Source organism: Dickeya poaceiphila (genome assembly GCF_007858975.2).
Lineage (GTDB): Bacteria > Pseudomonadota > Gammaproteobacteria > Enterobacterales > Enterobacteriaceae > Dickeya > Dickeya poaceiphila.
On record NZ_CP042220.2, the window covers coordinates 3,765,601 to 3,779,460 of the forward strand.

Genomic DNA, 13,860 nt, shown 5'->3' on the forward strand with positions numbered 1-13,860 from the left:
GCCGACACTCAGATATTCCACTGTTCAGGTACTGAAACCGCATACTCGATGCCAATTTCTCTGAAATGTGCCTCGGCAGACTTGATTTTGGCATTTTCGGAGGGCCTCCTTTTTTGTTCATCCATGGTGCTCTTGGTTTCGCGAACCATATAGATGCGGTCTTCGCCGCCTTCGGATTTGATGATGGCCCAGTCGGGGTTATAAGGGCCAACCGGCGTGTCGATCTGGAATCTTGGCGGCAGCTTCATAAACAGCCTAATATCCTCGCGGTGATCGAGAAACTCGGCAAACTTTCGCTCTGGGCTATCCGGCCCGCCATCAAACACGACGTAATCAAAATCGGTTTTCTCGGGGTGTTCGACGCGGTACAAATGCTCTTTGAAGAAATCCTTTTCGGCAAGGCCGTCGGCTTGCAACTCGCGGAGTTCATAGACGGATCCGCCAATCTTTTCATACTGAACGCCTTCGACAATGACGCGCTGTAGTTCGCCCTCTACACAACGGCGTACCATCGCCATAAAGTCGTTCGGATTAGCAATGAACTCGTCCAGTCTGCCGCTGCCGGTGAGAATGTCCACCAGCGTCTTGCGCGTAAGAGACGTACCTTGCTGCAACTCACCGATAATGTCCGGCAGGTCATAGCTGCCTTTTAGGTCGACAGTCCGCGCCCCCAGCTCTTGCCCTCGCGTGCCGCCACGCAGCACCCTGACACCCGCACGGGTGACATCAATACGTAACGGCTGGATTTTGGGTTCAGCCTTGATCGCCTTTATACACGCCTCGATCAGCATAGGGTGTTTAACTGTCACCCGATAAGTAGTTTTCTGGCTGATAGCGCTCCAAAGCCTCTCAAAATCCGGCGAGGCGTAGAGTTCTTTGTTGAATTTACGCTTGGCCCTCATGCTTACAGGCTTCACATATTTCTCAATACCCGCATTAAGGATGCACCGGATAATATCTGATTCGTAGGACCTGAACTCGGCAGGCAGATGTAACGAGAATCCTTCTGCATCCGGCAGAAACATGGAGGTTGTCTTACCATCCCTGATGAATCCTGCGTTTTCCAGATGTTTGAAGACGGCAGAAGAGGCTTTGAATCCCAGCATGTCATCTGTCATCGCGCCATAAGGATCCCGCTTCATCAGCTTGGCAAATTCATTAAGTCGGACCTGTCCGATGGCTACGCCCGCGTCTTTGTATTCGGCTTGCAGATTCTGAGCGAACGTAGCATAAGATTCGTTAGCAACCACGGTGAGCTGTGCAATGCTGCGGTCGGCAACACGCTCATAGCCTTTTACTGTTTTCGCTACCGGCAGGCGAAGACCACGTCCCAAAGTTTGCCGACGTTCCGTTTCCGCCCCCATTTCACGCAGCGTACAAATCTGAAATATGTTGGGGTTGTCCCAGCCCTCGCGCAATGCGGAATGGCTAAAAATAAAGCGAACCGGTTCATCGCCGTCCAGCAGACGTTGCTTATCCTGCATAATGAGTTTGTAGGCATCGTCATCTTTGGCCGTTGTACCGGATGAATCCACAAAGGCCGTTCCGCCACGCGTTTTCAGTTGGGAAAAATACGCACGCCGTAATTCGCAAGGATCCTGCGGCAGCAATTTTTGGTAGACGTCAGACTTGTTACGCTCTTCCCTGAACACCTCATCGAACCACTTCGTGAACTCGCCGTTTGCGTCTTCGTTATTCACCCCGTCGCCGAGAAAACTCACCACCTTGTCTACGAAAAACAGACTCAATACTTTAATCCCCTTCGGACGTAACATCGCTTCCTTGCGCAAATGCTCACGCACGGTTTCCCGAATCATTTCCTTGTAAATCGCGCCCGTTGCGCCGCCCAGAGATTCACCTTCGTGCAGCAGGTTTCCATTCGGCGTCAGTTCAATACAGGCTGATGCACCGAAGGCGGCGATGCTTAAAGCATTAATACGCCAGCCAGCGTAAGCCGGATTTCCAGTGACATCGGACAATTCCTGATGCGGTTTGACTTTTTTGCTACGACGCGCGATAGATCCATCGGCCTTTCGACAAGCCAGTTCAAGTTTCGCGGCTTTTGTGTCTTTCACTTCCATCAGCTTGACGTAAGGTGCAACATCCGCACCGTGCTGAGCGACTTCAGCCACAACGATCTGCTTCACCAAACCGAGATCGTGCGCGTCAACCGGATCGAGCCGATAGACTAGATTTCGCCGCTGCTTATGCGTGGCCGAGTAGCGCAGCGTAAATACAGGATCGAGTTCGCCCACTGCCGACTGCGATAGTAGCGACTCCATATTCTGTGGTTCATCCATGATAACCACGGGATGCGTGCCTTTGAGGTAATCCAGAGGACGCAAGCCATTGAGTTTGTCGCGCTGCTGGTGAATGATGCGCGTATTCTTGTTACCGCGTATCGCGTCGATTGTCATCACCAATATTTGCACGTTGGTCGCAGTAGCAAAAGCCTGTACTTCCTCAGCCTTGTCGCCGCTGTAGACATTGGCATCGAAAGGCTGAGCCGGATAGAGGCTGCGGAAGTGCTCGTACATCAGGCGAATACTGGTGTTCACGCCTTCACGGATGGCAACGCTGGGAACCAGAACGATAAACTTGGTGAAACCGTACTTATTTGCCAGTTCGAAAACGGTACGCAGATAAACGTAAGTTTTACCCGTACCGGTCTCCATTTCGATGTCGAAATCCAGTTTGTCATCAACCAGTTTTTCGCTGACCTCCAGCCCGTTGCGATCCTGTACTGTTTGTAAGTTAACAAGGATAGTGCCTTCATCCAGCACCAGATTATTGCCGATAGCGCCGACCTCCTGTTCAATGCCTAAATCCAGCTCACCTTCCCGGCTGGCAACGCTGCCACGCAAGGCAATCGCGATCTTGTCGGCGTCCTTTGGCTGACCATCGAACAAATCCACCACGGCATTGATGGCATCAAGCTGATACTGCTGCTGCGAATCAAATTGAAAGCCCGTATTTTGAGAATGATGGTTCATCACGCCGTCCTCAGCTCAATACCTTTACTCCTAGCATATTGAGCAATATTGGTTTTAAGTTCGTCGTCGCCTTGGAAGGCATCCTCCAGAACGATCAGACGCGTAGGTTCGGCATTCACCAGTTCCCGCAATTGTTCCAATGAGGGTTTGGTTCGCTCGTTTAAGTAGGCTAGCAGGCGTGGCTTATCGGTATCGCCAGCGATGGCACGGATGTCCAGCCCGGCGATAGTCTGCATACTGAGATGTTCGTTCAACGAATAGCCGAGTTTCAACAGCAGCTCAGTAAGCAGGTCATCGGGACTGGCATCATCAACGCTACTGCCACGCAGGTCGAGCAAATGCTGGGTTAGCTTGTCAGGTTCGATATCGCTGGTGACGCGCCATTTGGTGAAATTGGTGTCCGTCAGCTTATAGGCGCGGAAGCCGGTATCTATATTGCTTTCTGCAACATCGGATTTTATTTTCTCGCCCGCTAGTTCGATGCGCTTACGCGAGATATCAGCAATAGTGGCAAAGCCTGCCTTGCGCGCTTCTGAAGCTTCAGGAGTAGGTTCGGGCAGTTGCACCATGATGAAACGACGCTTGCCGTTGTCTTCAGCATTAAGCTGCATTACGGCGTGGGCGGTGGTGGCACTGCCAGCGAAGAAATCGAGAACGATGGAGTCATTGTTTGTAGCCAGTTGCAGTATTCGATTAATAAGGCGCGTTGGCTTTGGTGTGTCGAACGGAGTAGCATCATTGAAAAGCGTCTTGATTTCTTTTTTGGCTTCTTGGTTATGTCCGACTTCTTTATATGTCCACAATGTTTTGCACGTCACACCTTGCTTGACTTCCGTGATGAAACGCTTGATTGCTGGCATGTTCTCACCTTCTGTTCCAAACCAGACTCGGCTGTCAGCAATCATTTTTTGCATGGCTTCATGCGTATAAAGCCAGCAGCGCCCACTTGGAGGATTATGCAGTTTCCCATTGGGTGCTGTTAGCGTATAGAACTGACTGGATGTTCCATGCCCAGCTTGCGCTGTTGAATCAACTGGTTTCCAGTCGCCACGGGGGTCGTTATCCAGATTGCGATAACGTGCATTCATTTCTTCGGTTCGATCCAGAAGATTGGGCTGCCAAATTTCCTTTTTCTTGGCATATACTACAATGTAGTCATGGACTTCTGAAAACCATTGCGCTGCATTTTGCGGACTGTATCTTTTTTCCCAGATTACTGTGTCTACAAAATTTCCCTCTCCAAAAACTTCATTGCACAACTTCTTCAGATTATCTAGCTCATTGTCATCGATCGAAATAAAAATCACCCCATCATCTGTAAGCAGATTACGGGCTAACTTAAGGCGCGGGTACATCATGTTCAGCCAGTTAGAATGATAGCGCCCTTCGGTCTCGCTATTGGTAGAAACCTTCTTACCTTCCTCGTTCACCTGCCGCGTCCACTCAAGGTAAGTATCCAGCCCCTCTCTGTAGTTGTCAGGGTAAACAAAATCGTTGCCGGTGTTGTAAGGGGGATCGATATAAATCAGCTTGACCTTGTTGTGATAGTGTCGTTGCAGGATCTTCAGTACTTCAAGGTTGTCTCCCTCAATAAACACATTCTGCGTCGCGTCCCAGTCTTTTGAGTTAGCAAAGTCTGGTTTCAGTGTTGCAGTTGTCGGGGCTTGTGCGGCACGCAGAGCTCGTTTTTTCCCCGGCCAAAACAGGCCAAAGCGTTCGTTACTGTCAACCACATCATCAGCCAGCAGCTCACGGAGCTTTTCAACATCCAGCTTGCCATCAGCAACAGCCTCTGGAATCAGTTCAGCAAGCTGACCAGCCAGTTCGGTGCGAAAATTCGGGGTAGTGCTCGGGATCCCAAAGAGGTCGTTACTGATATCGGAAAGTGATGAACAAAATTCATCCTGTCGACCCTCAGCCAAAGCATCAATACTGCAACGTTGTTCCGCATTTTCTTTCTGTTTAGCGCTATATTCAGTAATACGTTCATTTGCCATACTGATAATCCGGTGTGTTTTAGTGATTGTTGTACATAACATATGGATGTTACGAGTCATTGAGTCGATAGCAAAACTTAATTTAGCACTTCAGAGTGAGGTGCCTGCTGATTCTGACTGATGTCACACCAGATTATCAGTGTGATATGTAAAACACGTCGTCTGAATAGACAGTTTGGTTAGTCGAGGTTCCCGACATAAAAAATGACGATATTTAGCTCAACATCGTCATCTAAAGGTTATCTGCATCACTACAGTGGGCTGATAAGAACCCTATCAACCGAATTCACTGAGATAGCGCCGGGTGGCGGAAGCCTCTTACCGTTTTTCGCTGCTATAGCCTGAAATCGAAGTAATTCCACAGAGGCAATTTTCAAGGCATCATCATGCGTTGAAGCCGTCACAGACAGGTTATCAAGATCGGAAAATTTCAGTGTAACCGTTGTATCATCGACATCAATATCCGCTGGGTAAGGAACAAAGATGGATGCTAGTTTTTTAGCCTGTTTCTTATGTGCATCCAGTTTGCTCACGAGGTGTGTTGCACGAAGGTGGGTATAGCGTTTCAACATATTCATTGATTTATGACCTGATATCGCAGCCACTTCCATAACATTTAACGTTCCCAGTTCAAAGAATCGGCTGATTGCCTCATGTCTGAGATCGTGAAAATGTAGATCGTCGATAGCCAGAGCCTTCAAAGCCACACGCCATGCGCTTTTAAACCCACTCGACGTGTAGCTAAAAATATAGCCATTCTCATGATGTGGCCGTTCACCCAAGCCACACAGAATTTGCCGTGCTTTTGATGATAATGGAACGTCTCGCGATGTCCCATTTTTCGTCAAAGGCAAATGGGCAACACCAAGGCGAAGATCGGTATATTCCCATCTCAACGACAAAATTTCGCCTTGCCGCATTCCCGTTTCTAATGCGATCTGAAAAATAGCCAATAATTCAGGATTTTTATCTTTGAAGTATCTGGTTAGCTGTCGTTCTTCCTGAGTGGTTAACCTTCGGGTACGGCCTGACGATACGGTAGGCTTGCGAACATTTTCAACAGGGTTTATAGAGCATGTGCCCCACTCAACTTTTGCCAGATTATAAAGCGCCGATAACAATGCTAATTCCAGTCGCACAGTATTCGCACTTATCGGCTTTTGCGTTCTGGCGTTAAATTCCGATAATCTATTATCTCTATATTCTGCAATGTCTATGGATGAAATTTCATCCATATTTCTATTAGCCAAACGCGAACGCTTGATAACATTGATTCGATAGAACTCCTGCAATTGTCCTCGTTTATGTCGCGAAACCGTGGAAAAATACTTATCCAACGCTTTACTTAACAGTATCTTTTTTATACGTTTTTTCACTACTATTGTCTTCCCTATTGGTCAAAGGGAAAGACAATACAACAAATTAGAGCGCGCATTTAGGTCTCTGCTCGCATGAACCTTCCAATGCGGCGTGGGGTGGCTCAGGGGCTGAGCTCATTTTTTCTGTTCCCACGGTGCAAGTGTTTGCATGGTGTTGCAAAGTGAGGCATTTGGTGCAGGAGGCTGACCCAAGCGGACGAGGAATTCCTGATAAGCATCTGGACCTGCCATGATAATCGGCTGATCGATCAACGTCTCCTCAGTAACGGCTTGTTCATCAGGCTCGGTACGTAAATTTAATGCCACGCGTTTAGCAGAAACGTCTTTTGATGCCGACATAATGTCATCCCTCGCGGTTCCTTCTGGATAATAATTATACAGTTTGCATAAGGCTTATATCATTACGATTTGTAGCTTGGGAATCGAACCGAAGGAACGAGCCGGGCGTTTTTCGCATATATGCATCCCATCATTCTGATCTATCTATGAAAATACGGGTCAACCTACGGGTCTTGACAACAACCACGGTTAAAATTTATGCTACATTTCAACTTAATAGAAAGCTGAATGATCCCGAGTCCGGGCACCACTTATTTAAAGAACCCGCCCACAAGGCGGGTTTTTGCATTTCAGATTATGGGTTCTCCATCGAACTACTACGTTCAATAACTCGTTTCGGCGAAGCTCGCCCTTCGGGCTTGCGGGAAAACCGCACTGTTCAACACCTGCGGCGTTAGTCCACCGAATCCGGGCACCAGATTTTTGTTCCGGGACGATCCCACACATAAAATAAAACATAAAAATCAGTTATTTAATAAAAATTTGGCGTATCAACGGGTACTGTCAGATTTTTTCATCCGGGGTTTATTGGGAGCCTGTCAGTTCGATAAACTACAAAGCCCCCACCATGCCCCTGACTTATATGCCATCCGCAACTCCAAACAGCTCAACATTTCCGGATTCTTACATAGCAACTGGATCGGTCAACTGATCCTTAACTGATCGGCATTACTTTGTTCACAGAGCCCTTTTTTATTAACCCCCTTCCTTTCCTACAGGGATTTTGACGTCATCAAGGTTGTAAAAGAAAGGGAAGCAACCTATAGCGGTTCAGGGGATGAAGCTTTTGTTGACCGAGAGAAAACACGAGTAGTTTTTATCACTGAAAACGGTATAAATCAGCGTTGTATTTAAACAAAGAAATCGATTCATTTGTCATACCTGCATCTGCCAGCGTCTGAGGGAGCAGGGATTTTCTGCGGTCTGGTGATGCAAGATTTCGTGCAAAGAGATACTTAAATGGGAATGGTAATACAACGAAAAGTGGCGTGAATATGTCGACGCCTGGCCAGCAAAGCCCCATTACTTAAATAAGGAGCAGCCCGACGGCTGCTCCCCATTTTCTCATCAGTGACCGGTATCGCGACGATCACGTCCTAATCCGCCACCGCCAATATCGATGTGATTGTTACTGTCTTTTTTTACTTCCACAATGACATCGTCGTGACTGAAAGCCGACAGCTCAGCCGCGATTTTATCCAGGTTATCTTTCTGTGACTCACCATATTTATTCAAGGACATATATACCTCCAATATTTAAAGTTGGTCAAACTGCCAGTAACGTCTGGCAGGGGGATTTTTGTATTGTGCCTAAATGAAAGTCAACATATAAGGTTATGAAAAAACTTATTTAACAGTGAGAATTAATGGGGTGGATTAAAATTTTCTTTAGCCTCAGTAAAATAGAAAGCTTTGCGCCTTAAAATATTTTTTTATTTTTCTTTATTTAAAACTCATTTCTTTAAAATTTTAGATTGGTAGCTTTAAACTATTAAAGAAAGGAGGGGGATTTTTTTTGGTCTGATTTTCCCTGACAATCATATTGTTAATATTTTTTTGTTGCGAAAAAATTAAATCATCTAAAAAGGCATATTGAAAACTCCTGAATATGAGGTAATTATTTTGTATTCATGGCGGGGGGGTGGAATATGCATGAAGATGATCTTGTCATAAACAGGAATGCCGTAATCACTGAAGGGGGGGATAAGGTTGAACTTATACTTAATGAAAGAAGAGTGAGTGTGGCAGTAAGCGGCAAGATGTATCAGCTTTTGAGAAAAATAACAGAACAGGGAATAAGCTTAAAAAAACTGCATTCAACAGAAAATGAGCTGCTTAAGGAAATAACTTCTCTTTTGTACTTTAACGATATATTAATCTCCCAAAAGGACGATGAATTGTTAAAAGACGGAATTTTATATAACCCTGCGCGAATGCAGAAGGCGGCATTATCGATACCTGACACCCGTCTGAACCAGTGGTGCTTTTTTGGTGCCCCGGCAGATTTCGCATTAGATCCGCCTCGCTCACCGGCTCATGGCCCTTATATTTACCGAAAGTTAGGACGGAGACACGCTGAAATGAGAGACATAGGTGACATCGCGTATAATACAACTGATAATATATACAGCTTCGGAAAAAAAATTCAGCATGTTGTCAGAAAAATTAAAGAGAAAGACAATAAAACTATGATGTTCGGGGGAGATCACTCGCTGACCTATTTTGCAGTGGCAGAGCTCTCGCGGTTTATCCCTGAAATCGTACTGATACAACTGGATGCGCATTCGGATATCAATACCAGCACGGATAAGTCAAACGTCCCTCTTTATCATGCAAATTTTGTTTCCCGACTCGTTGCTGATAACGCCGTCAGGACAGTGATTCAGATTGGCGTGCGGGAAAAAACGATAAGATATACAGAAAATTATCTTAATTCGTCGTCCATCACCCAGTTCAGTGCAGAGATGAGCAGGGACGATAAAAAAAGGCTCGCGTCATTAATAGCGGGAAAAGAAGTCTATATAAGTTTTGATGCAGATGTGCTGGATCCTGAAATTTTCCCGCACGTCACGACACCGCTGGATAAGGGGATGAGTGAAGAAGTAATAATCGATATTCTGAGTTTGATAAAAAACTCATGCTTTTCCGTTGAGGGTGCCGATATCATGGAATTCACCTGTGGTTTTGATAAAAAAGGGAACCCGTTTAACCATGAAATGCCTTTGCTTGATAAAATAATTTCACTCATTATCAGTTGATTAATCAGGAGGTAAAAATGTGTGTAAGCATGTTAACCGGTCACCTGACAGATTTTAATATCAATGAATTCTACCATCAGTCGGGAGTCCTGACCGATCCTGGCGCGCTGCTTGCTGATATAGAGTATATTATCCGAAAAAGAAGGAATATTTCAGAGAGCCTGCTCAATGCCCGTGTGTTTATTAATAATGGCACGCGGGATGACTTTGGTTACAGCGTTTCGAATCATACCCCCCGTGAGGATGAAAGCCTCAGTGAATGGCTTGAGAGGATAACGGGCGCCTCCAGCTTTTGTGCCGTCATCAACGGACTGAACGGATGGTCTGATTCGCTGGCTCAGAAGATTAACCAGGGTTTCAATAAGGAATGGGTGGAAAAATACGGTATTCCGAGCCAGGGGATTGATGTTTACAGCTTCATGGGGAGATACAGCCTGACACCTTTTGGTATTCACAAAGATCAGGAACACACGTTTCTTTATCACCTCGGCCCCGGAATAAAAAAAGCATGGATATGGGATCCGGCCAGAAAAGACATTGCGCCGGTCGTACAGTCTGACTCCTTTAATCTTAAAGAAACCCTTTCCTGGGCGACTGAGGTCACACTGCGACCGGGGGATGCATTATTTATTCCTCAGAACTGGTATCATGTTCTGGAAAACCCGGAGTTTTCCGTAACACTGGGTATTGCCCCTTATGAAATGAAAAGGTCACAATTACTGACTTCTTTTTTGTCAGATTTTCTTAGTTTACACGACGCCGAAGATCCGCATATTACTCTGGCACTGTCGGCTGAAGGCAACGTCACTGATAATATAACAGCCGTGATCCCGTCAGACTTTGAAAAAGTCAGCCTTGATGTTATTTCACAGAAAGGTCTGGCACGACTTATAAGCAGGCTAAAAAGTAATAATTATTTCAAATATACTTCTCCATCAAGAAGAACGAAAAAAAAAGCTTACAAGTATCATGGTGATATTATCTTCGGGGAAACGGAAGGCGGCGCAACACGAATATATCTTCGAGGAAAAGATTTTTTAGTAAAAAACGAAGTTGCGGATAAGATCTTTGACCTGAAGAATGAGATGTCCAGACCCGGCTTCAGTTATGGTTTCAGTGATGAAAATCCGGAAGGTGTTTTCAGTCAAGTTATCACGCAAATGATCCGCACCGGAGTGCTGGTATGATTACCTTTCCGATGAGAGAACTTATGACTCTGCTGACAGACACGGGTTCTTTTAAAAGTGACTACTTATTGCTTGAGGGGAACGCATCCTTTTCAGAGGCTTTATTTAATTATTCAGTCCGCCATCTTTTCCGGGGGATTCATCATCCTGAAAAAGACATTAAATTACTCTGCTTTGGTGATGTCTACCACCCTGCCAGTGAGACATGTACTGACGGCGTACTGGGATTTTACACGATGGCCATTATGCTTCTTCGTAAGCGGACTATCGTATTTAACCACCTCGAAAAGAGGATACCGGAATATTATTCTCTGTACACTTATCTGGCTGAAAAACACAGGATTCTGTCTCATTATAATATTTACTGGTCGCCCGCTGAAAGCGCCGGAGCGGGTGCGCACACAGATGACCACGATGTGGTCATTGTGCAGCTCGCGGGAAAGAAAAAATGGAAATTTGAACGCGAAGGAATCACGCTTAAAGCAGGCGATATTCTCTTCGTCCGGAAAGGGACGCTTCATGACCCGGTAACGGAAGACAAACACCAATCACTGCACCTGACGGTGGGGCTCGTTAATGGGGTATCCTCTTTCCCTGTTTTCCCCGAACCCACGACTGTGGGAGATCACGCCGGATATCTCTCCCCGATGGAATTTTTCTACAGTATGGGAAATCTGCTCGGGAGAGGCGAACTGATACTGCATACTGGCCATGATGTAATAACTGAAGAGGGGCATTCACACATCCGTTTTGCGTGTCAGGAAAACGTCCTTGAATTAACAAAAGAAGTCTTTCATCACATATTTGAACGCCAGAGCCTGACCAGTTTCTGTATACGCCCCGGGGCTGGCAGAAAAGACGTCACTAACCTCATTCTTTCTTTTTATAAAACAGGCATCCCCGTGGAAATAAAAGGAACAAGTTAATGCTTGATTATATGCTTGAGCAGTTCAGTAGCCTGCCTGTTGAACCCGGGTTACTCAGAGACGGCATGAAAAACTATATTGATGAACAACTGCTCTGGTGTGAGGACAGTAAGTTTTCATCAAACTTTCCTTTCAGGGAAACCGGTCTGCCTCAGGAATTTTTTCTTCAGAAAATCATTTCCTGCGACGGTAATGAATATCTCACTGGACCGAGATACAGAGGCGGCGATTTGAGAAAGCCTTTTATTGATCTAGTCGCCAGCTCTGCTCCTCTGACCAGGCGGGCAATTGCGTCAATACTAGACGTATGGCAACCCATGGGAGCAGGTTCAGTCCGTCTTCTCCGTCTGGTGTCTGAAGATACGCGCGGTCGTGCCGATCAGTTTTTTTATGTCGGCGACAGTATGCATGAAAAGAAAGAAGATGTTATCAACGGACATGCCGTCCACCTTGAACGGGCAAGCCTGCAGTCAGTTGAGTGGTGTCTTAAGGCTCTGGAACTTGCCTATGCCGAGACGTATTCCCGCTTTCCTTTTTTGAAGGATAAGGTGGTTCCCGCGGATGAAGAAGACATACGTGATGCCATTGGTGATGGAAACCTGTTCATCATACTTTCTGAAAAGTCGCGTGCGGGTTTTATCATTTGTGAGAATGGTCGCCGGGCTTTTATATCCGGAATGTGGATCACCGAAGAGATTGTTATTCCGCGTTTTCGGGGAAAGCACGTAGCTGGCTCAGCACAACAGGCCTTACTTTCTTGCCTCGGCAATCTGCCGCAGCCAGTATCGCTCTGGGGAACTATCGAAAGCAGCAACCTTCCTTCTATACGCGCTGCTGAGCATACCGGGAGAAAGCGGGTGATGGAATATGTTTTTCTGAGTGATGGAGATATACATGATTAAGAGCTTCCGGCAGTTAACGCTCTGTTTTTTCATACTGTTTTCCACACTCGGCTTCTGCCTTTATCTGGGTTTTTTTTCTTTTTACCTGGTTAAAATCAAAACACACCCGCTTATTATTTCAGTGCTGATAGGTTCAACAGCGCTGTCAAGCCTGTTCTGGGGACCTCTGGCCGGGCGGATCATCGATCAGACCCGTCACCGGTTTTTCTGGCTGATAACTGCGCAGGCGTGTTGTGTCTTTCTGGTTTTCACTTTCGGAAACCAGACGCATTTCAGGCCCGTTGTCACACCAGTACTGGTCATATCATTTTCCCTCACCGTAAATTTTGCGGCGATTATCGTTAACCAGTATCTGCTGCCTGAACTTCATAAGAATTATGAAACGAGTGTGGCCGTGGCGTCATATATCAGCGGAATGGCCGTTTTCGTAACCGGACTGTTGCTTGCCGCCCTTTATGACAGCTATCCACCCTCCCTGTTTTTTAGTGTTGCCGCCGGCTGCTTCCTACTCTCTGCCCTTACCCTTGTCCCCTTGCTTAGCGGTAAGGCCTGCGCCGGTCCGGACGAGGCAATTCATGAAACGGAAAAAAAAGACATCGCCGGTATTTATCATCAGACGTTCCGGTGCCTGAAACGAAACTGGTTTCTTGCTCTGGCTATGTGCGTTATGGCGTTTACGGAGACGTCGTTTAATACCAATTTTGACGTGATTGCGTTTTCATTAGGTACCACACCGTTTGCTGCTGTTTTTATTCTGGGAGCGATCAGCGGCATTCTTGACAGCCTGGCTTCGTGGTTTTATCCCCGCTCGGTGGGGAAAACAACGGTTAACTTCAGATGGCGTTTTTTCCTGAGCACCTTTTTACTTATTTTTTCGGTAGCGGCCTTACTTACTTTCTGTGGTTATGACAAAAAGCCGTGGTTTCTTCCCTCTCTTGCCCTCTGCCTTGAACTCACAGGTGTGTGGTGGTCGATTTTTATTGCCGGACAGGTCAGGGCTGCAAGTCCTCAAGGCGAATATGGCCAGACCATGGCCGCATTTCGTGTTCCGCGTTCAGTAGTAACATTCTTCGGGATGACCACTATAGGAACAGCGTTGCAGTCCGGTGACATTGTCTGGATTTTATCCGCTGATACCGCGCTGCTTTTTCTTCTGCTTGCCCTTAATGTTTATCTGTACATGAAAAAAAATGCTGAACGCTGCAATATGGAGAATTCAGCGGCGCCACTGGATTAGGGCTGCTGTGGATCCTGCACCTGCAGTCCCAATCCGGAACACTGTGCGGAGCCTGGTCCGGGGGTAGACGGGGCATTTTCCACTGCATAAGGCCGCCGCCTCTTATTTGCCAGCATCGGTGCGGTGTGAAATCCCACAGAC

10 protein-coding genes are annotated in these 13,860 nt (G+C 46.5%); 5 read left to right on the forward strand and 5 right to left on the reverse strand.

Annotated features, from left to right (window positions below):
• Positions 1–8 precede the first annotated feature (8 nt).
• The 5 genes from Dpoa569_RS16935 to Dpoa569_RS16955 form a co-directional block, all read right to left on the reverse strand.
• Positions 9–2,993 (reverse strand): restriction endonuclease, encoded by a 2,985-nt coding sequence (locus Dpoa569_RS16935; RefSeq protein ID WP_042868390.1) that lies wholly within the window; start codon positions 2,991–2,993, stop codon positions 9–11.
• The gene (locus Dpoa569_RS16940; RefSeq protein WP_128569669.1) at positions 2,993–4,990 is read right to left on the reverse strand and encodes a site-specific DNA-methyltransferase; all 1,998 of its coding nucleotides are present in this window, start codon (positions 4,988–4,990) and stop codon (positions 2,993–2,995) included. The genes Dpoa569_RS16935 and Dpoa569_RS16940 overlap by 1 nt, the downstream gene beginning before the upstream one ends.
• Positions 4,991–5,241: 251 nt before the next feature.
• The gene (locus tag Dpoa569_RS16945) at positions 5,242–6,366 is read right to left on the reverse strand and encodes a site-specific integrase (protein ID WP_038918036.1); all 1,125 of its coding nucleotides are present in this window, start codon (positions 6,364–6,366) and stop codon (positions 5,242–5,244) included.
• Between the two features lie 117 nt (positions 6,367–6,483).
• On the reverse strand, positions 6,484–6,708 hold the full coding sequence (locus tag Dpoa569_RS16950) for a type II toxin -antitoxin system TacA 1-like antitoxin (RefSeq protein WP_038903497.1): 225 nt from the start codon (positions 6,706–6,708) through the stop codon (positions 6,484–6,486).
• Between the two features lie 1,068 nt (positions 6,709–7,776).
• The gene (locus Dpoa569_RS16955) at positions 7,777–7,950 is read right to left on the reverse strand and encodes a hypothetical protein (protein WP_155683843.1); all 174 of its coding nucleotides are present in this window, start codon (positions 7,948–7,950) and stop codon (positions 7,777–7,779) included.
• A gap of 407 nt (positions 7,951–8,357) precedes the next feature.
• Here Dpoa569_RS16955 and Dpoa569_RS16960 point away from each other — a divergent pair, with 407 nt between their 5' ends.
• Genes Dpoa569_RS16960 through Dpoa569_RS16980 form a run of 5 tightly spaced genes read left to right on the forward strand, consistent with a single transcriptional unit; the run spans position 8,358 to position 13,719 of the window.
• On the forward strand, positions 8,358–9,467 hold the full coding sequence (locus Dpoa569_RS16960; RefSeq protein ID WP_164837100.1) for an arginase family protein: 1,110 nt from the start codon (positions 8,358–8,360) through the stop codon (positions 9,465–9,467).
• A 29-nt stretch (positions 9,468–9,496) separates the two neighbouring features.
• Complete coding sequence (locus tag Dpoa569_RS16965; protein WP_164837099.1) at positions 9,497–10,654, forward strand: JmjC domain-containing protein; 1,158 nt, start codon at positions 9,497–9,499, stop codon at positions 10,652–10,654.
• A 23-nt stretch (positions 10,655–10,677) separates the two neighbouring features.
• Positions 10,678–11,580, forward strand: coding sequence for a cupin domain-containing protein (locus Dpoa569_RS16970; RefSeq protein WP_227983086.1), 903 nt, complete (start codon positions 10,678–10,680; stop codon positions 11,578–11,580).
• The gene (locus Dpoa569_RS16975) at positions 11,580–12,482 is read left to right on the forward strand and encodes a GNAT family protein (protein WP_042868378.1); all 903 of its coding nucleotides are present in this window, start codon (positions 11,580–11,582) and stop codon (positions 12,480–12,482) included. Before Dpoa569_RS16970 ends, Dpoa569_RS16975 begins: the two co-directional genes overlap by 1 nt.
• Entirely contained in the window at positions 12,475–13,719 is a 1,245-nt protein-coding gene (locus Dpoa569_RS16980; RefSeq protein WP_042868376.1) for an MFS transporter, read from the forward strand. Before Dpoa569_RS16975 ends, Dpoa569_RS16980 begins: the two co-directional genes overlap by 8 nt.
• Positions 13,720–13,860: the final 141 nt, after the last annotated feature.

Coding starts and splice junctions, on each gene's coding strand:
- Dpoa569_RS16935 (WP_042868390.1), bottom strand. CDS start 2,993: ATGAACCATCATTCTCAAAATACGGGCTTTCAATTTGATTCGCAGCAG.
- Dpoa569_RS16940 (WP_128569669.1), bottom strand. CDS start 4,990: ATGGCAAATGAACGTATTACTGAATATAGCGCTAAACAGAAAGAAAAT.
- Dpoa569_RS16950 (WP_038903497.1), bottom strand. CDS start 6,708: ATGTCGGCATCAAAAGACGTTTCTGCTAAACGCGTGGCATTAAATTTA.
- Dpoa569_RS16955 (WP_155683843.1), bottom strand. CDS start 7,950: ATGTCCTTGAATAAATATGGTGAGTCACAGAAAGATAACCTGGATAAA.
- Dpoa569_RS16960 (WP_164837100.1), top strand. CDS start 8,358: ATGCATGAAGATGATCTTGTCATAAACAGGAATGCCGTAATCACTGAA.
- Dpoa569_RS16965 (WP_164837099.1), top strand. CDS start 9,497: ATGTTAACCGGTCACCTGACAGATTTTAATATCAATGAATTCTACCAT.
- Dpoa569_RS16970 (WP_227983086.1), top strand. CDS start 10,678: ATGACTCTGCTGACAGACACGGGTTCTTTTAAAAGTGACTACTTATTG.
- Dpoa569_RS16975 (WP_042868378.1), top strand. CDS start 11,580: ATGCTTGATTATATGCTTGAGCAGTTCAGTAGCCTGCCTGTTGAACCC.
- Dpoa569_RS16980 (WP_042868376.1), top strand. CDS start 12,475: ATGATTAAGAGCTTCCGGCAGTTAACGCTCTGTTTTTTCATACTGTTT.